Below are 20,835 nucleotides of genomic sequence, written 5' to 3' on the forward strand. Positions count from 1 at the left end.
TCAGGAGCGGTCCCGTCGGCCCAACTCGTTGTCGATGAACGCGAGCAGATCATCCGCGCTGGCCGAGGAAATCCGGTCCGCCACCTGCGGCTGCTCCTCCGCCGGACCGGACCACCGGTTCAGCAGCTGGCGCAACCGTGAGGTGACCCCGGCCTTGGTGACCTCGTCCGCCTCGGCCGCTGCCATCGCGGCTTCCAGGCGGTCCAGCTCGTTCAGCACAGTTGGGCCGGACTCCGCCGCCGCACTCGAATCCAGCTGCTCGGTCAGGTGTTCGGCAAGCCGGGCGGGGGTGGCGTAGTCGAAGGCCAGCGCGGCGGGCATGCGCAGGCCGGTCAGGGCGGACAGGCGGTTGCGGAGTTCGACGGCGGTCAGCGAGTCCAGGCCGAGTTCGGCGAACTTCTGTTCGGGTTCAATGGCTTCGCTGGACTGGTGGCCGAGTACCGCCGCCAGTTCGGTGACGACCATGGTGGTGACCGCGCGCAGGCGTTCCTGCGGGTTGAGGCCGCGCAGGGTGTCGGCGGTGCCCGCGCCGTTGGTGCGGACGGCGGCGCGGCGGCGGGTGCGGATCAGGCCGCGCAGCAGGTGCGGGACCTCGGTGGTGACGACGGTGCCCGCGCCGGTGGTGACCAGAGGGACCAGCAGGGCGGCTGGGCTGGTCAGGGACTGATCGAACAGGGTCATGCCCAGGTCGGCGGTCATCCGGGTGGCGCCCAGGGCGGCGGCTCGGCGGCCGCCGGTGTCCTGTTCGGCGGCGGCCATGCCGACCGTCCAGGGGCCCCAGGCCAGGGATAGCGCTGCCTGGCCGTGGTGGCGGCGGTGGGCGGCCAGGGCGTCCAGGTAGGCGTTGGCGGCGGCGTAGTTGGCCTGGCCGGGGGAACCCATGATGCCCGCCTGGGAGGAGTACAGGACGAACCCGGCCAGGTCGCGGTCCTTGCTGGCCTGGTGCAGGTGCCAGGCGGCTTCGGACTTGGCGGCCAGCACGGCGGTGAGTCGTTGCGGGGTAAGGCTTTCCACCACGCCGTCGTCGAGCACACCGGCGGCGTGCACGATCGCGGTGAGGTCGGGGATGCCGTGGACAAGATCGCGGACCGCGGCCGCGTCGGCGACATCGCAGGCCACGATGGAGACGGTCGCGCCCAGGTCGGTGAGTTCGGCGGTCAGTTCGGTGGCGCCGGGGGCGTCTGGGCCGCGGCGGCTGGTCAGGATCAGGTTGCGCTGGCCCGAGTTCGTGACCAGGTGGCGGGCCAGGATGGCGCCCAGGCCGCCGGTGCCGCCGGTGATCAGCACGGTGCCGTCGGGGTGCCAGGGGCGGTCGGTGCTGCTGTGGTCGGTGGGGGCGGCCAGGCGGGCCACCCTGGCGACGCCGGCGCGGACCGCGACCTGGGGTTCGTCGGCGAGGGCGGCGGTGGCCAGTTCGATTTCCTGGGTGGACTCGACGTCGAGCAGGGCGAAGCGGCCGGGGTGTTCGGCGCCTGCGGAGCGGGTCAGGCCCCAGACCGCGGCACCGGCCAGGTCGGTGACGTCCTCGCCCGCACAGGCCACCGCACCGCTGGTGACTAGCACCAGTTTCGAGGTGGCGAAACGCTCGTCGGCGATCCAGCGCTGCACCAGTTCCAGGGCCCAGGCCGTGGCCCGCCGGACCTCCGCCGGTTCGCCGCCACCGGCGGGCACCCGGACCAGGACCCGCTCCGGCACCGGGCCTGCGGCCAGTTCGTCCAGGGTGTCGGCCTGGCGGAGGTGGCTGAGGTCCAGGCCGCCGCCGAGCACGGCGGTGCTGACCGGGGTGGCGTCGGTCTCCTGGCCCTGTGGCCAGTCCACCACCAGCAGGGAGCCGGGGCTGGATTCGCGGGTGGATCGGTTGTGCGCGCGGCCTTCGATTTCGCGGTGCCGCAACACATCCACGTTCAGCACCGGTCGTCCGGCCGGGTCGGCGGCTTCGAGGGTGAGGCCGTCCTCGCCGACCGGCGCGAACCGGACTCGGAGGGTGGTCGCGCCCCCTGCGAGCAGCGAAACCCCTTCCCAGGCAACGGGTTCCCGCCAGGTCTGGCCTGCCCAGCTGGTGAGTGGCAGGGCCAGCAGGGCGGCGCTGAGCAGGGCCGGGTGCAGCCCGAACGCCTCCGCGCTGTCGGCTTCCTCGGGCAGGCTCACCTCGGCGAAGACCTCGTCGCCGCGTACCCACACCGCTTCCAGGCCCTGGAAGGCGGGACCGTACTCGAAGCCGGAGTCGGCGAACTGTTCGTAGCAGTCGGTCAGGTCGATCGGCTGGGCCTGGGCGGGCGGCCAGGTCGCGGCGAATTCCATGGCCGGATCGGGCTGGTCCTCGCCGAGTTTGCCGAGCGCGTGCTGGGTCCAGGAACCGGTGTGCTCCCGGCGGGAGTGCACGGTGACGCGACGGCAGCCGCTGCTGCCCGGATCGACCCGCACCTGCACCTGCACACTGCCGTCAGCGGGAATCACCAACGGCGACAACACCGCCAGCCGCTTGACCAGTGGGCAGCCGACCTCATCCCCCGCGCGCACCACGAGTTCGAGCAGGGCGGCGGCGGGCAACACGATGGTCTCGCCGTCGCGGTGCTCGCGCAGCCACGGGTGGTCGGTGGGCGAGAGCCGCCCGGTGAGTACCACGCCACCGCCGTCGGCCAGTGCGACCGCGGCGCCGAGCAGTGGGTGCGCGGTGTCGGCCAGGCCGAGTCCGGCGGCGTCGGCCATCCGGGTGGTGATGGTCGGCCAGAACCGCTGGTGCTGGAACGGGTACGTGGGCAGCGGCAGGGTCGCCGGGGCCGGGGCGCCGGGACTCGTCCACAGCGCGGTCCAGTCGACCTTGCCACCGGCCACGTACAGCGTGCCGAGACCGCGCAGCAGGGCCTCATCCTCGGCGACGTCCTTGCGCAGCGTGGGCGCGGTGATCACCCCGGTTTCCAGGGAGCTTTGCACTGCGGCACACAGGGATCCGTCCGGGCCGAGCTCCAGGAATCGGCTGACCTTGGCCGCGGACAACACGGTGATCGCGTCGGCGAAGCGCACGGTGTCGCGCACCTGCGCCGCCCAGTATTCGGGGGTGCGCAGGTCTTCGCCACCGGCGCGGCGGCCGGTGCGGGTGGACACCACGGGGATGGCCGGTTCGGCGAAGGTGATCCCGGCGATGGCGGCGGTGAACTCGGCCAGCATCGGGTCCATCAGCGGCGAATGGAAGGCGTGGCTGACGGCGAGCCGTTTGGTCTTGTGGCCTTGGGCGGCAAGCACTTCGGCCAAGGCGAGCAGCGCGTCCTCGGCACCGGAGAGCACCACGCCCTCGGGCGAGTTGATCGCCGCGATCGCCACGCCTGCGGTGAGCTGTGGCTCGACCTCGGCTTCGGTGGCCTGCACGGCCACCATCGTGCCGCCGACGGGCAGCGCCTGCATCAGCCGGGCCCGCGCGGTGACCAGCGCGCAGGCGTCGCGCAGCGAGAACACCCCGGCCACGTGCGCCGCGGCCACCTCGCCAATCGAGTGGCCCACCAGGAAGTCCGGGCGAACGCCCCAGGATTCCAGCAGCCGGAACAGGGCCACTTCCAGCGCGAACAGCGCGGGCTGGGCCCAGCCGGTCTGCGCCAGCAGCTCGGCGTCCTCGCCCCACATCACCTCGCGCACATCGGCCCAGTTGGGCAAACTCGTACGCCCACTTTGGCCAACCGGGCGTACGAGTTGGGCCAACTCGGCGAGGATCGCGTCAAAAGCCTCGGCGAAGACCGGGAACCGGTCGTGCAGCTCGCGGCCCATGCCGAGACGTTGCGAGCCCTGGCCGGAGAAGACAAAAGCGGTGCGGCCCTCGGTGACCCGGCCCTTGGCGATCACCGCGCCGTCGCGCAGCACGGCCCGGTGGTCGAAGGCGACCCGGGTGGTGGCCAGCGCGTGCGCCAGTTCCACCGCCGGGACCTCGTCCCGCAGCGTGTTGACCTGGTCGATCCGGGCGAGCAGCGCGGCGTCAGACTTGCCGGAGACCACCAGGGGCAGCGGGGTTTCCGGGGCGAGGGAGGCTGGCGCGGGTGCGGTCGCGGGGGGCTGTTCGAGGATCACGTGCGCGTTGGTGCCGCTGATGCCGAAGGAGGAGATTCCGGCGCGGCGCGGGCGGTTGACCGTGGGCCAGTCGCGGCGCTGTGGCAGGAGTTGCACCGCGCCCTCGGTCCAGTCCACGTGCCCGCTCGGGTTCTCCGCGTGCAGGGTGCGTGGCGCGATTCCGCAACGCAGCGCGTAAATCATCTTGATGATGCCCGCGGCGCCGGCGGCGGCCTGGGAGTGGCCGAAGTTGGACTTGATCGAGCCGAGCAGCAGGGGCTGGTCGCGGTCCTGGCCGTAGGTGGCGAGCAGGGCCTGGACTTCGATCGGGTCGCCAAGGCGGGTGCCGGTGCCGTGGCCCTCCACCAGGTCAACGTCCGAAGTGGACAGTCCGGCGTCGGCGAGGGCGGAGCGGATGACGCGTTGCTGGGACGGGCCATTCGGGGCGGTGAGGCCGTTGGAGGCGCCGTCGGAGTTGACCGCGGTGCCCTTGACCACCGCGAGGACCTGGTGGCCGTTGCGCTGGGCGTCGGAGAGTCGTTCCAGGACAAGGACTCCGGCGCCTTCGGACCAGCCGGTGCCGTCGGCGTCGTCGGAGTAGGAGCGGCAGCGGCCGTCGGAGGCCAGACCGCCCTGCTTGTCGAATTCGGAGAACGGCGACAGCGAGGACAGCACGGTCACGCCACCGGCCAGGGCGAGCGAGACCTCACCCGAGCGCAGGGCACGCACCGCGAGGTGCACCGCGACCAGCGAGGAGGAGCAGGCCGTGTCGACGGTGACCGAGGGGCCTTCCAGGCCGAGGGTGTAGGAGATCCGGCCGGAGATCACGCTGGAGACCGCGCCGGTCATGGCGAAGCCCTCCAGGCGCGGGTCGCGGGCGACGATGCTGGCGTAGGCCGGGTCGGAGGAGCCGAGGTAAACCCCGGTCGCGCTACCTACCAAGCGGTCGGCGGCGATGCCGGCGTGTTCCACCGCCTCCCAGGCGGTTTCCAGGACCAGGCGCTGCTGCGGGTCCATCGCGGTGGCCTCACGCGGCGAGATGCCGAAGAAGGCCGCGTCGAACCCGGCGACATCGTCCAGGAACCCGCCGCTGGGCGGCTGCGCGCCCGCGGGCAGGCCGAGGTCACCGGCGCGGGCGGCGGGCATATCGGCCACCGCGTCGGTGCCGTTGAGCACCAGCTGCCACAGGTCTTCCGGCGAGGCGACCCCGCCCGGGTACCGGCAGCCCGCGCCGACAATGACGATCGGGTCGTCGTCGGTGGCGATGGTCCTGGCCACGGCCGGGGTGGCCGCGGCGGCGGTGCCCTCGATGGCGTCGAGCAGGTAGGCGGCGACCTGGTCCGGGTTCGGGTAGTCGAAGGCCAGGGTGGCGGGCAGGCGCAGCCCGGTGGCCTCGGTGAGGCGGTTGCGCAGTTCGACCGCGGTCAGCGAGCTGAAGCCCTGCTGCCGGAAGTCCAGGCGCGCGTCCACCTCCTCGGCCCCGGCGTGTCCGAGCACCGCGGCGGCCTGCACCCGGACCAGTTCCGTGAGGTAGTCCAGGCGTTCGTCCGCGGCCAGCCGGGCCAGCTTGGCGGCCAGTCCGGAACCCGGTTGCTGTTGCGCGCCAACGGCCTTGCGGCGGCCGGTCTTGACCAGCTCACGCAGCAGGTGCGGCACCTCGGCCCCACCGGGTGCGGCGCTGCCGCCGAGCAGCAGCGGCACGATCAGCGCGCGGTCGGTGGCCAGGGCCGCGTCGAACAGGGCCATGCCCTGGGCGGCGGAGATCCGGCGGGCGCCGGTGGCGTTCACCCGGCGCAGGTCGTCCTCGCCGAGTTCGCCCGCCATGCCGGATTCCCAAGCGCCCCAAGCGAGTGAGGTGGCGGGCAAGCCGCGCTGGCGGCGGTACTCGGCGAGCGCGTCCAGGTAGGTGTTGGCGGCGGCGTAGTTGGCCTGGCCCGGCGAGCCCATCACGCCCGCGGAGGACGAGTAGAGCACAAACCCGGCCAGCTCGCGGTCCAGGGTGGCCTGGTGCAGGTGCCAGGCGGCCTCGGCCTTGGGGGCCAGCACGGCGGCCAGGCGTTCGGGGGTGAGGCGGTCGACGATGCCGTCGTCCAGCACGCCCGCGAGGTGCACGACCGCGGTGAGGTCCGGGATGCCGTCGACGAGTCCGCGCACGGCCTCGGGGTTGGTGAGATCGCTGGCCACCAGCGAAACCCGGTCGCCGAACTCGGCCAGGATGTCCCCCGCGCCAGGGGCATCCGGGCCACGGCGGCTGGCCAGCACCAGGTGCCGCTGGCCGTGCGCGGAGATCAGGTGGCGGGTCAGGGCGAGCCCCAGCGCACCGGTGCCACCGGTCAGCAGCACGGAACCGTCGCGATCCCAGGTGCTGTCGGTGTCCTGGATGACGATCTTGCGCAGGCGGGCGACCAGTGCCGCTCCCCCGCGCACCGCGACCTGCGGTTCGCCGGAAGCCAGTACTGGCAAGGCAATCGGCAGGTCGGCGTCGGTTTCGACGTCCAAGAGGCCGAAGCGGCCAGGGTGTTCGGTCTGGGCGGAGCGCACCAAGCCCCAGAGGGCTGCGGCGGCCAGGCCGTCGTCGGTGATCTCGCCGACCGCGCCTCGGGTGACGAACACCAGGCGGGCGTGGGCGTAGCGGTCCTCGGCAATCCAGCTCTGCACCAGGCCGAGCACCCGGGTGGTGAGCGTGGACATGTCGGCGTCGGCGTTGATCCGGCCCAGCACCAGGCCGGGCACGTCATCGCCCAGCGCGTCCAGCTCGGCCACGTCGATCTTCGCCGCGGGCACCTCGGGGGCCGCGACCCAGTCCACGCCGAACAGGACCTGACCGTCCACAGTGGACGACTCGGCGATCTCCTGACCGCGTACCGCGGCCACGGACAGCACTGGCAGGCCAGCGCCGTCGGTCGCCTCGATCGCGATCCGGTCGTCGTCGAGCGGGGTCAGCCGGACGCGCAGGGCCGAGGCGCCAAAGGCGTGCAGGGTCACGCTTTCCCAGTCCACCGGGACGCGTTCGTCCGGCCAGGCGGCGGAAAGGACCGCGCCGAGCAGCACCGGGTGCAGGCCGTACTCGCCGCCGTCGCGCACCGTCTCCGGCAGCTCGACCTCGACGAACGGTTCCGTGTCTGCGGCGGGGACGGGCTGGTACCCGCCCGGGTTCAGCTCACCGGCGGCGTGGCGCACCCACGTTGCCTCCGGGTCGCCGTCCGGGCGGGAGTAGAGGGTGATGGTGTGCGCGGCGTCCACCCGCACCTGGACCTGCAGGCCGCCACGTGCGGGCAGGGTCAGCGGGACCTCGGTGGTCAGCCGCCGCACTCCCCCACAGCCAACCTGGTCGGCAGCGCGAATGGCCATTTCCAGCAGGGCGGTCTGCGCCTGCTCGGCCAGCCACGGTTGCGTGGCAAGGGAAATCCGGCCGGTCAGGGTGACGCCGGAGTCGTCGGCCATCGGTACGGAGGCGCCGAGCAGCGGGTGCCCAGTTGGGGACTGGCCGAGTCCGGCCGGGTCGCCGGGGCGAGCAGAGGCGCCGGGCCAGTACCGCTGGTGCTGGAAGGCGTAGGTGGGCAGGTCGATGACCGTGCCGCCGTCGATCAGGTCCGGCCAGTGCACACCGACCCCGGCCACGTGGGCCGTCGCCAGGCCGCGGAGCAGCGCGGTTTCCTCATCGGCCTGGTCGGCGCGCAGCAGGCTGGTGGAGATCGCCTCGCTGGGCAGGATCTCGGTCGCGGCGGCTGCTAGGAGGCCGTCCGGGCCGATCTCGATCACGGCGGTGACGTCGTGCGCGGCCAGCTCGGTGAGTGCGTCGGCGAAGAGCACGCTGCCGCGGACCTGGTTGACCCAGTACGCCGGGCTGCGCAACTCGTCCGCGGTGGCGAGCTTGCCGGTCAGCGTGGAGACCACCGGGATGGTGGCTTCAGCAAAGGAGATCCCGGCCAGCGCGTCACCGAACTCGGCCAGCATCGGGTCCATCAGCGGCGAGTGGAAGGCGTGGCTCACGGTGAGCCGCTTGGTCTTGTGACCACGGTCGGCGAGGATCTGGGCACTGGCCGTGACCGCGTCCTCGGCCCCGGACAGGACAACGCTGGTGGGTCCGTTGACCGCGGCGATGGACACCCCGGGCTGGTCGGCCAGGAGGGGTTCGACCTCGGCGGCGGTGGCCCGGACCGCGATCATCGCGCCGCCGGTGGGCAGTGCCTGCATCAGCCGGGCCCGCGCGGTGACCAGCGCGCAGGCGTCGGTCAGCGTGAGCACCCCGGCCACGTGGGCCGCGGCGACCTCGCCAATGGAGTGGCCGACCAGGTAGTCGGGGCGCACGCCCCAGGAGTCGATCAGCCGGAACAGGGCCACTTCCAGCGCGAACAGCGCGGGCTGCGCCCACCCGGTCTGCGCAAGCAGTTCGGGGTCCTCGCCCCACATCACGTCGATCAGCTCGTCCCATTTGGGCAAACTCGTACGCCCACTTGGGCCAACCGGGCGTACCAGTTGGGCCAACTCGGCGAGTACGGCGTCAAAGGCCTGGGCGAAGACCGGGAACCGGTCGTGCAGCTGGCGGCCCATGCCGAGGCGCTGGGAGCCCTGGCCGGAGAACAGGAAGGCGGTGCGGCCCTCGGTGACCACGCCTCGGGCGAGGGGGGTGCCGTTGAGCAGGACGGCGCGGTGGTCCAGGGTGGCGCGGGTGGTGGCCAGGGAGTAGGCGAGGTCCACAAGGGACGGTGTCGAGTCCAGGATCGCTTGCACGCGTTCGATCTGGGCGTCCAGGGCGGCGGCGGAGCGGGCGGAGACCAGGAGTGGGACCGGGGAGCCTTCGCGAACCGCCGTGGCGGCAACGGGTGTGGTGGCCGGGGGCTGTTCGATGATCAGGTGGGCGTTGGTGCCGCTGACGCCGAAGGCGGAGACTGCCGCGCGACGGGGGCGGTCGACCGTGGGCCAGTCGGTTTGGTCGATGGTGAGCTGGATGTCGCCCGCGGTCCAGTCGATGTGGGTGGATGGGGTGCCCACGTGCAGGGTGCGCGGCACCACGCCGTGCCGGATGGCCTGGACCATCTTGATGATGCTGGCGACACCGGCGGCGGCCTGGGTGTGGCCGAGGTTGGACTTGATCGAGCCGAGCAGCAGGGGCTGGGCGCGGTCCTGGCCGTAGGTGGCCAGCAGGGCCTGGACTTCGATCGGGTCGCCGAGGCGGGTGCCGGTGCCGTGGCCTTCGACCACATCTACGTCCACTGTGGACAGTCCGGCGTCAGCGAGGGCGGCGCGGATGACGCGTTGCTGGGACGGGCCATTCGGGGCGGTGAGGCCGTTGGAGGCGCCATCGGAGTTGACCGCGGAACCCTTGACCACGGCCAGGACCTGGTGGCCGTTGCGCTGGGCGTCGGAAAGGCGTTCCAGGACAAGGACTCCGGCGCCCTCGGCCCAGCCGGTTCCAGCGGCGTCGTCGGAGTAGGAGCGGCAGCGGCCGTCGGCGGAAAGCCCGCCCTGCTTGGCGAATTCGGCGAACGGGCCGGGGGTGGACAGGATCGCGACACCACCGGCCAGGGCCAGGGTGCACTCACCGGACTGCAGCGCCCGCGCCGCGAGGTGGATGGCCACCAGTGAGGAGGAGCAGGCCGTGTCCACGGTGAGGGTGGGGCCTTCCAGGCCGAGCACGTAGGAGACCCGGCCGGAGAGCACGCTGGAGGTGGTGCCGGTCATGATGAATCCGGCGACCGAGCTGCCCTCGCTGGCCAGCAGCGAGACGTAGTTGGCGTCGCCCGCGCCGACGTAGACGCCGGTCGGGCTGCCGGACAGGCTGGTCGGGTCGATGCCCGCGCGTTCCAGGGCCTCCCAGGAGACTTCCAGGAGCACCCGCTGCTGCGGGTCCATCGCGATGGCCTCGCGCGGGGAGATGCCGAAGAACCCGGCGTCGAACCCGGCCGCGTCGGCCAGGAACCCGCCGCGCAGCGACTCGGCGCCTTCGATGTCCCAGCCGCGGTCGGGCGGGCAGCCGCCGATCGCGTCGCCGCCGTCTAGCACCAGTTGCCACAGGTCCTCTGGCGAGGCGATGCCCTCGGCGTAGCGGCAGCTCATGCCGACGATGACGATCGGATCGTCGTGTGCCACGCCGGCCCGGGTGGCCGGGGTGGCGGTGTCCTCGGCCGCGCCGTCCAGTCGGGTGAGCAGGAAGGCGGCGACCTGGATCGGGGTCGGGTAGTCGAAGACCAGGGTGGCCGGCAGGTTCAGGCCGGTGACCGCGGCGAGGCGGTTGCGTAGTTCGACCGCGGACAGCGAGTCGAAGCCCTGTTCGCGGAACTCCTGTTTGGGGCCGACCAGTTTGATCGAGGGGTGGCCGAGTACGGCGGCCACCTCGGTGCGCACGATTTCGGTGAGGTAATCCGACCGATCGGTTGGGCGCAGTGCGGCCAGCCGGGCGCTGAGGGTGGTGGTGCCGGGGGTGCTGCCAGTGGCGGCGGCGGTGCGGCGGCCGGTGCGGACCAGGTTGCGCAGGATGGCCGGGACGGGTCCGGTGGCGGTGCCGCCGCCCACGGCGGTGGCGGCGACCACGATCGCGCGGTCGGCGGCGGAGGCCACGTCGAACATGGCGTTGCCGCGGGCCGCGTCGATCAGGGCGAGGCCCTTGGCGGCCAGGCGGCGGCTGTGCTCGGTGCCCAGGCCGGTGGTGAGCCCGGCTTCCCATGGGCCCCAGGCGATCGAGCTGCCGGGCAGGCCGAGGTCGCGGCGATAGGCAGAGAGGGAGTCGAGGAAGCTGTTGGCCGCGGCGTAGCTGCCCTGGCCGGGGCTGCCGAGCACGCCGGCGGCCGAGGAGTAGAGCACAAACGCGGCCAGGTCCTGGCCGAGGGTGGCCTGGTGCAGGTACCAGGCGGCGGAAGCCTTGGGGCGCAACACGGTGGCGAGGCGGTCGGCGGTGAGGGATTCGACCACGCCGTCGTCGATGACCGCGGCGGTGTGCACCACGGCGGTGAGCGGGCTGATCCGGGCGACGAGTTCTTGCACCGCAACGGGATCGGTGACATCGCAGGCGGCGAACTCGACCCGGTGGCCGAGGGCTTCGCGGAGTTCGGCCACGCCGGGGGCGTCCGCGCCGCGGCGGCTGGCGAGCACGATCCGCTGCTGGCCACGTTCGGCGAGGTGGCGGGCGAGCACTCCGGCGAGTTCGCCGCTGCCGCCGGTGATCAGGACGGTCTGGTCCGGGTCCCAGGCGGTGGGTTCGGACTGGGCGGGCAGGCGGGTGAGGCGGGCGGCGCGCAGGACGCCGTCGCGGAGCAGCAGCTGGGGTTCGTCGCCGGTCAGGCCCGACAGGGCGAGTTCGAGGGTGTCCAGGGAGTCGACGTCGAGCAGTACGAAGCGGCCTGGGTGTTCGGAGGCGGCGGAGCGGACCAGGCCCCAGACTGCGGACGCGCCGAGGTCGGTGACCGTCTCGACCGCGCCGCTGGTCACCACGACCAGGCGCGAGTCGGCGAAGCGGTCCTCGGTGAGCCAGCGCTGCACCAGTTCGAGGGCCTGTCCCGCCAGTTCCCCGGCCTGCTCCGCGCCGCCACTGTGCAGGGGCGCGAAGACGACCTCCGGCACCGGGCCGTCGCCGAGCGAGTCGAGCATCGCCCAGGTCGGTGCGGTGCCATTCGCTTGCAGGGCAACCCAATCCAGCGCGAACAGCGAGTCGGTCACGCCGGGCCGGGCAACCTGTTCGGCGTCTCGGGTGCGCAGTGCGTCCACCGAGAACACCGGGCCACCGGCGGGATCCACCGCGGACAGCTCAAGTCCGTCGGGACCCTCGCTCCAGCGCACCCGCAGCACCGCGGCACCGGCCGCGTGCAGGGTGACGCCGTGCCATTCACCAATGGTGCCGGGGGCGAGTGCCGTGCGGCCGGGCAGGAAGGCGCTGGCCTGCAACGCGGCGTCGAGCAGGGCCGGGTGCAGGGCGAAGGCGGCGGCCTCCTGGCTGCGGCTGTTCAGGCTTTCCGGCAGGGCGACCTCGGCGTGGATTTCCTCGCCGAGTCGCCAGACCTCGCGCAGGCCGTGGAACATCGGGCCGCGGTCGAGGACCTCGTGGTGGTTGTCCAGGCTCACCGGTTCCGCGCCGGGCGGCGGCCACGGCAGGGCATCGGCTGGGGCGGGGTCGCCGGGGGTGAGGGTGGCGGTGCCGTGTTCGGTCCACTCCCGGTCGCTGCGGGCCGGGCGGGAGTGCACGCTGACCGGGCGGCGGCCCAGGTCGTCGGCCGGACCGACCCGGACCTGGAGCGCGAGTTGTTCGTTGACGATCAGCGGGCGGGACACCCGGAGTTCGCCGATCCGGTCGCAGCCGACCTGATCGGCCGCGGTGAGCACGAGTTCCATCAGTCCGGCGTCGGGGAACCACACCTCGCCGCCTACCAGGTGGTCGGCAAGCCAGGGCTGGTCGCCGACGGACAACCGGCCGCTGACCAGGAGGCTGCCGTCCTCGGCGGAGGCGGTGACCGCGCCGAGCATCGGGTGGAAGATCGGGATCAGGCCGAGTCCGGCCGCGTTGTTGGTGCGCTGTTCGCCGACCGGCCAGTAGCGCTCGCGCTGGAAGGCGTAGGTGGGCAGTTCGACGACGGTGGCGCCGGAGTCGCGGAAGAACTCGGCCCAGTCCACGGTGCCGCCGGCCACGTGCAGCCGGGACAGGCCGCGCAGCAGCACGATTTCCTCGGCGCTGTCGTCGCGTTCCTCGCGGTCGTCCCGCAGCAATGCGATGACCGCGCGCTCGCCCTCGGTCTCGGCCAGGGTCTCGTGCACCATCGAGGACAGCGCACCACCGGGCCCGACCTCGACGAACCGGGCCACGGCCGCGGCAGCCAGGGTGCGCACGCCGTCAGCGAAGCGGACCGTGCGGTGCACCTGGGCGACCCAGTAGTCGGCGTCGAGTTGCTCGCCCCGGACGAGTTCGCCGGTGACCGTGGAGCAGATCGGGATGCGGGCGCGCTCGGGGGTCAGCGCGGCGACCGCGGTGCGGAACTCGGCCAGCATCGGTTCCATCAGCTGGGAGTGGAAGGCGTGGCTGACCGGCAGGGTTTTGGTGCGGTGCCCGCGGTTCGCCAGGATCTCGGCCAGCTCGCCGACGGCGGCCGCGACTCCGGAGAGCACCACCGAGCGCGGCCCGTTGACGGCCGCGATGGCCACCTCGGGGTACTCGGTGAGCAGCGGGGTGATCTGGTCCTCGGTGGCGTCCACCGCGACCATCGAGCCACCGGCGGGCAGCGCGGACATCAGCCGCGAGCGGGCCGCGACCAGTGCGCAGGCGTCGGCGGCGGAGTAGACCCCGGACACGTGTGCGGCGGCGATCTCGCCGACCGAGTGGCCGATCAGCAGATCCGGTCGCACACCCCAGGATTCGAGCAGCCGGAACAGCGCGACCTCGATGGCGAACAACGCGGGCTGGGTCCAGCCGGTGTTCTCCAGCCGCTTGGGATCCGCGCCCCAGAGCACCTCACGCAGCGAGCCGCCGAGGTGGCCCTCGAAGGCGTCCGCGATCTGGTCGAAAGCCGTGGCGAAGGCCGGGAACCGCGCGTACAGCGCCTGTCCCATGCCAAGTCGCTGCGCGCCTTGACCAGGGAAGAGGAACGCGGTCTTGCCCGCCACCGGCGAGCCCTCGATCACGCCGGAGTCGCGCTCGCCGTTGGCCAGTGCGGCCAGCCCGGCGGGGTCCAGCACCACGGCGCGGCTGGTGAAAGTGGATCGTGTTGTGGCCAGCGAGAAACCAAGGTCAACCGGTCGGCTGTCCACAGTGGACAGCAAGGCGGCGGCCTGGGCGCGCAGGGCGGCTTCGGTGCGGCCGGAGAGCACCCAGGGCACCACCGCGGGCGGGTGCGCCACCGCGGGCGGTTCGGCGGCTTCGGGGGCCTGTTCGACGATGACGTGTGTGTTGGTGCCGCTGGCACCGAAGGAGGACACGCCCGCGCGGCGCGGCCGGTCCACCTCTGGCCAGGCAGTGGTCTCGGTGACCAGGTCGATCGCGCCCGCGGTCCAGTCGATGTGCGAGCTGGGGCGGTCCACGTGCAGGGTCTTGGGCACCGCGCCGTGCCGGATCGCCTGCACCACCTTGATGATGCCCGCGACCCCGGCCGCGGCCTGGGTGTGCCCGATGTTGGACTTGATGGAGCCCAGCAGCAGCGGGGTTTCCCGGTCCTTGCCGTAGGTGGCCAGGAGGGCCTGAGCTTCGATCGGGTCGCCGAGTGTGGTGCCGGTGCCGTGCGCCTCGACGATGTCGACCTCGGCCGGGGTGAGCCGGGCGTTGCGCAGCGCGGCCCGGATGACCCGGCGCTGGGCCGGTCCGCTGGGCGCGGTCATGCCGTTGGAGGCGCCGTCGGAGTTCATCGCGGTGCCGCGGATGACCGCCAGGATGCGCCGGTTCTGCGCCTGCGCCTCGGAAAGCCGTTGCAGCACCAGGACTCCGGCGCCCTCGGCCCAGCCGGTGCCGTCCGCGGCCTCGGCGAAAGCCTTGCAGCGCCCGTCAGAGGACAGCGCGCCCTGGGCGGCGAACTCGACGAACCCTGCGGTGCTGGAGAGCACGCTGACGCCGCCGACCAGCGCGATCGAGCACTCCCCCGCGCGCAGTGCCCTGGCCGCCAGGTGCAGGGCGACCAGGGAGGAGGAACAGCCGGTATCCACGGTGAGGGTGGGGCCGCGGAAGCCGAAGATGTAGGAGACCCGGCCGGAGAGCAGGCTGCTGGACTGGGCGGTCTGCCATTCGATCGCGCCCATCGGCACCCGGTAGTCACCGGTGCCGCCGCCGACGAACACGCCGGTGTCGCCGCCGCGCAGGCCGACCGGGTCGATACCGGCGCGTTCCAGGGCTTCCCAGCCGACTTCCAGGAGCAGCCGCTGCTGCGGGTCCAGGATTAGCGCCTCGCGCGGGGAAATCCGGAAGAAGGTCGGGTCGAATCCGGCCACATCGTCGACGAATCCGCCGAACCGGGGCACCTCGGGACCGCCCTGGCCGGGCAGTGCGTCCAGGGCGGCGAAGTCCCAGCCGCGGTCGGTGGGCATGTCGCCGATGGCGTCCACGCCGCTCTCCGCGAGCTGCCACAGGTCCTCGGGGGAGGCGATGCCGCCGGGGTAGCGGCAGGCCATGCCAAGGATGGCGATCGGCTCCACCGCCGCGGATTCCAGCTTCGCGTTCTGCTGGCGCAGCGTTTCGGCCTGCTTGAGCGCCGCGCGCAGCGCGTCGACGACCTTGTTGTTCTGGGCTGCCATGTCGTTCACGCCCTCGGCCCCTCTTCGTCCGTGGCGCCCAGCGCCAGCCGCACCAGATCGTCGACGTCCAACCCGTCGATCTCCCCGGCCTCGTGGTGCTCGCCTGCTTCGGCGGGCGGTGGGTACTCGTCCGGATCCTCATCCGGATCGCCGAGCAGCTCGGCCAGCAGGTGTTCGGCCAGTTCCACCGGGGTGGGGTGGTCGAAGGCGAGAGTCACCGGCAGTTCCAGGCCGGTGGCCGCGCCGAGCTGGTTGCGCAGGTCGACCGCGGTCAGCGACTCGAAACCGAGTTCGCGGAAGGCCCGGTCCGCCTCGACCAGGTGTGCTCCGGCCAGGCCGAGCACGTTCGCGGCCCGTTCCCGGACCAGTTCGACCAGCACCGCCGGGCGTTCCTCGGCTGGGAGTTCGGCCAGGCGGTCACGTAGTTCGGCCGCGGCGGAGGCGGTGTCCCGGCTTTCCCGTTCGGCTTCGGCCAGCGCGGTGCGGGCCTCGGGCACGCCGGTCAGCAACCGGCTGGCGCGCTTGGTGGTGAAGGCCGGGGCGAACTTGCTCCAGTCGACCTCGGCCACGACCACCGAGGGCCGGTCCGCGGCGACGAGTCCACGCAAGGCGGTCACCGCGGCCAGTGGGTCGACGGCGAGCAGGCCGTTGGCTTCCAGGTGGCGCAGCAGGTCGCTGTCCTCGCCGCCGCGCCAGGCACCCCAGGTGACCGCGGTGGCGGCGAGTCCACGGTGACGTCGGCGGGCGGCCAGTGCCTCCAGGTGGGCGCCAGCGGCGGCTTCCACCGCGCGTCCGGCCGCACCCCAGGTGGCCGAGATGGGGGCGGAGAACACGAGTGCGTCGAGTTCCTTGTCCCGCAACAGTTCGTCGAGCGCGGCGGCCGGGGCGACCGCATCGTCCACAGTGGACGCGGTGGCAGCGACCGAGACCACGGCGGCGGTCAGCGGCTGGTCGGCTGGTACGGATTCCAGTGCCACCTCAAGGGTTTCCCGGTTGCCCGGGTTGCCCGCGAGCTGGGTCAGGCCGACTCCGCGTCCGGCCAGTTCGGCGGAGAGTTGGGCGTCGATCTCCGCGCCGACCAGCACCACGTGCCCGGCTCCGGCCTCGGCGAGTTGCCGGGCCAGGGCGCCGCCGTGTGCGTCGACCACCAGCACGGTGCCGCTGGGCGTCCACACCGCGTCGCCGAGCTGGGCCCGGGTCAGTCGCCGGGCGTGTGCGCCGGTGGACCGGATGGCGATCTGGTCCTCGGTGCCGGTGAGGGCGGCCAGCAGGGGTTCGGTCAGGTTCGGGGTGAACGGCTCGGGCAGGTCGATCAGACCGCCCCAGCGCTCTGGTTGTTCCAGTGCGGCTACTCGGCCCGCGCCCCAGCGGGCTGCTTGGGCTGCAACGGGTTCCGGGTCGTTGTCGGTCACGGTGACCGCCTGGCGGGTGAGCCACCAGAGTGGGGCCTGGACCTCGGCGGCCACATCTTGGGGCCACTGCTCGGTGAGCAGGGACACGATGCCGGAGACGCCGGCGGGCAGGCTGTCCGGGCCGGTGTACTCCACCGGTGTGACGGCCTCGCCGAGTGCGGTGATCACGGCGGTGGTCCACTCGTCCTGGGCCCAGTCGGTAGGCACGAGTGCGGCCCACTTGCCTTGCAGCGCAACGCCTGCGGCGGCCGGGAGCGGGGTCCAGCCGATCTGGTAGGTCCAGGACTTGGCGGCCTGCTGTTCGCGTTGCTTGCGCCGCCACGTGGACAGTGCGGGCAGCACCGCGGCCAGGGCCTGCTCGTCCAGTTCCAGCGAGCTGGCCAGCGACGCCAGGTCGCCTTGTTCCACCGCGGACCAGAATTCGCCGTCCGCCTGGGATTGCGCGGCCGGGGCGGGTGCGGCCAGTTCGGGCCAGTAGCGCTCGTGCTGGAAGGCGTAGGTGGGCAAGTTGACGATGGCGGTGCGCGGGCCGAAGAAGGCTGGCCAGTCCACGGTGGCTCCGTGGGCGTGCAGTCGGCCGAGAGCAGTCAGGAGGGTCTGCTGCTCGTCCCGGTCGCCGCGCAGCACCGGGGTGACCAGGGCGGTGCGCTGCGGCAGGGACTGTTCGGCCATCGGGGTGAGCACACCGTGCGGGCCGACCTCGACGAAGGTGCGCGCGCCCAGGTCGTGCAGGGTGCGCACGGCGTCGGCGAACCGGACTGCCTCGCGGGCCTGCCGGACCCAGTAGTCCGGCGAGCACAGCTGTTCGGTGGTCGCGAGCTGGCCAGTGAGCCCGGAGATCACCGGGATCGACGGTTCCTGGTAGCTGACCTTGGCCGCGACCGCGCGCAGTTCGTCCAGGATCGGGTCCATCAGCGCGGAGTGGAAGGCGTGGCTGACCTGCATGGTGGTGGTGCGGCGGCCCATCCCGGCGAGTTTGGCCGCGACGTTGTGCACCGCGTCCGCCTCACCGGAGAGCACCACCGAACCGGGACTGTTCACCGCGGCCACGGACACCCGGCCGTTGACCAGGTCGCTGACCTCGTCCTCGGCGGCTTCCACCGCGACCATCGCGCCACCGGCAGGCAGCGCGGCCATCAGGCGTCCGCGAGCCGCGACCAGCGCACAGGCGTCGGACAGGGAGAAGACTCCGGCGACGTGTGCGGCGGCCAGTTCGCCAATGGAGTGGCCGGTGACGAAGGCCGGGGTGACGCCCCAGGATGCGAGGAGCCGGAACAGTGCGACCTCGATGGCGAACAGCGCGGGCTGGGCCATGTCGGTGCTGGTGAGTGCGGCGGGATCGGTGCCCCACAACACGTCTCGCAGTGGCTGGTCCAGCACGGTGTCGAACTCGGCGAGCACCTCATCCAGTGCCGTGGCGAAGACCGGGTAGCGCTGGTGCAGGGTCTGGCCCATGCCGAGGCGCTGGGATCCCTGGCCGGTGAACAGGAACGCGGTCTCACCCGGTGCTGCGGCGGTGTCCCTGGCGACCTCGATCAGGCCGTCGGGGGTGCTGAGCAGCACCGCGCGGTGCCGCAGCGCGGCCCGCTGGGTGGCGAGAGCGAGTCCGATGTCCGCGCGGGACTGTTCGGGGTTTCCGTTGGCGTAGGCGGTGATCCGGTCGATCTGGGCGGTGATCGCGGCTGCCGAGCCCGCGCCGATCAGCCAGGGCACCACGGTGGGTTCCGGCTGCGCCGGGACTTCCGGCTCGGCCGGGACGCCTTCGATGATCACGTGCGCGTTGGTGCCGCTGATACCGAAGGCCGAGACACCAGCACGGCGCGGCCGGTCGATGGCGGGCCATTCGGTGTTCTCGGTGTTGAGGGCCACGGAACCCGCGGACCAGTCCACGTGCGGTGAGGGTTCGTCCGCGCCCAGGGTCTTGGGCAGCACCCCGTTGCGCACCGCGAGTACCATCTTGATCACGCCCGCGACACCCGCCGCGCCCTGGGTGTGGCCCAGGTTGGACTTGACCGAGCCGAGCAGCAGCGGCTCCTGCCTGTCCTGGCCGTAGGCGGTGAGCAGGGCCTGGGCCTCGATCGGATCGCCGAGGGTGGTGCCGGTGCCGTGCGCCTCGACAGCGTCCACTTCGGACGGTCGCAGTCCGGCGTCGGCCAGGGCAGCTCGGATGACCCGTTGCTGGGCCGGTCCGTTGGGGGCGGTGAGGCCGTTGGACGCGCCATCGGAGTTGATCGCCGAGCCCTTGATCACCGCAAGCACCTGGCGGCCGTTGCGCCTGGCGTCGGAAAGCCGTTCCAGGACCAGCATGCCCGCGCCTTCGGACCAGCTGGTGCCGTCGGCTCCCGCGCCGAAGGGCTTGCAGCGGCCGTCGGCGGCGAGTCCGCCCGCCTTGCTGAACTCGATGAACGAGCCCGGCGTGGACATCACCGACACACCACCGACCAGGGCCAGTGAGCATTCGCCGTCCCGCAGCGCGCGGCCAGCCCAGTGCAGGGCGACCAGGGAGGCGGAGCAGGCGGTGTCGATGGTGATGGCCGGGCCTTCGAGGCCGAAGGTGTAGGCGAGGCGGCCGGACATGACGCTGGCGGTGTTGCCGGTGGCCACGTGCCCGCCGAGTCGTTCCATGTCCGCGGCCTGACCGAGCAGGGTCAGGTAGTCCTGGCCGTTGGTGCCCACGAAAACCCCGGCGTTGCTGCCACGCAAGGAGTTCGGGTCGACTCCGGCGCGTTCCAGGGCCTCCCAGGCGGTTTCCAGCAGCAGGCGCTGCTGCGGGTCCATGGCCATGGCCTCGCGCGGGGAGATGCCGAAGAACGGGGCGTCGAAGTCGGCCACGCCGGGCAGGAAGCCACCGCGGGTGGTGGCGGATCCGGCCGCGGCCAGGAGTTCCAGGTCCCAGCCGCGGTCGGCCGGGAAGTCCACGATGCCGTCCCGGCCCTGCACCAGCAGGTCCCAGAGTTCCTCGGGCGAGCTGATGCCGCCGGGGAAGCGGCAGCCGATGCCGACCACCGCGATCGGCTCGTCGTTGCGGGCGGCCACCTGGACCGGCGCCGCCGTGGCGGACCCGAGCAGTTCGCTGATCAGGAAGGCGGCCAGCTCGCGCGGGGTCGGGTGGTCGTAGACCAGGGAGGCGGTGAGTTTGAGGCCAGTCGCGGTGGCCAGGCCGTTGCGCAGTTCCAGGGTGGTCAGCGAGTCGAAGCCGAGGTCGCGGAACGGGAGTTCCACGTCCACGGTGTCGATTCCGCTGTGCCCCAGCACCATCGCGACCTGGCCGCGGACCAGTTCGGCCATCCGCCGCACCCGGGCCGGGCCGGACAGGCCCTGCAACTCGGTGCGCAGCTTGGCTCCGTGCTGGGCCTCGGGTTCGGCCGCGGCCAGGGGGGCCACGTGCAGTTCGGTCAGCAGCGGCATCAGGCGGGCGGCGGCCAGGGCTGGGGCGAATCGGGACCAGTCCACATCGGCCACGGTGAGGGTGGCCTCGCCGCCGATCGCCTTGGCCAGCGCGCCGATTCCCCGGCTCGCGGCCAGCGGGAACAGGCCCGCGCGCCGCATCCGTTCGGTCCCCGCCTCGGCCGCCATGCCTGCCCCGGCCCACGGGCCCCAGGCCACCGCGGTGGCCGGGAGTCCGGCGGCGCGGCGGGTCTGGGCCAGTGCGTCCAGGTAGGCGTTGGCGGCGGCGTAGTTGGCCTGGCCCGCACCGCCGATCACGCCGGCGGTGGAGGTGAACAGGACGAACGCGTCCAGGTCGGTGGCCAGTTCGTGCAGGTGCTTGGCAGACAACGCCTTCGCGGCCAGCACGCGGTCGAAGGCGTCCGGGCCGAGGCTGTCGATCACGCCGTCCTCGACCACGCCTGCCGCGTGGAAGACCGCGTTCGGCGGGTGTTCGGCGAGCAGTGCGGCCAGGGCGTCCCGGTCGGCGACATCGCAGGCGGCCATGGTGACCTGGACACCCAGCTCGGTCAGTTCGGCAACCAGTTCCTGCGCGCCAGGGGCTTCGCCGCCACGGCGGCTGGCGAGCACCAGGTGCGCCGCGCCCTCGCGGGCCAGCCAGCGGGCCAGGTGCCCACCGATGCCGCCGGTCGCGCCGGTGACCAGCACGGTGCCGCTGGGCTGGTACTGGCCTTCGGCGGCGTTGGCGGCGCGGACCAGCCTGCGGCCGAGCACACCCTCGGGGCGCACCGCGACCTGG

At 72.7% G+C, this 20,835-nt stretch carries 2 protein-coding genes (1 of these 2 only partly in view); both read right to left on the bottom strand.

Annotated features, from left to right (window positions below; all coding sequences use genetic code 11):
- Positions 1 to 15,246, bottom strand: coding sequence for an SDR family NAD(P)-dependent oxidoreductase (locus tag ACTOWY_RS08845; protein WP_441309114.1), 15,246 nt, complete (start codon positions 15,244 to 15,246; stop codon positions 1 to 3).
- Positions 15,243 to 20,835: the 3' end of a type I polyketide synthase gene (locus ACTOWY_RS08850; RefSeq protein ID WP_441309115.1), read on the bottom strand. 17,162 nt of this gene lie beyond the right edge of the window; the window shows 5,593 of its 22,755 coding nt (coding positions 17,163–22,755); the start codon falls outside the window, past its right edge; it ends in the stop codon at positions 15,243 to 15,245. The genes ACTOWY_RS08845 and ACTOWY_RS08850 overlap by 4 nt, the downstream gene beginning before the upstream one ends.

The sequence above is a fragment of the Crossiella sp. CA198 genome, from assembly GCF_052078295.1.
Classification (GTDB): Bacteria; Actinomycetota; Actinomycetes; order Mycobacteriales; family Pseudonocardiaceae; genus Crossiella.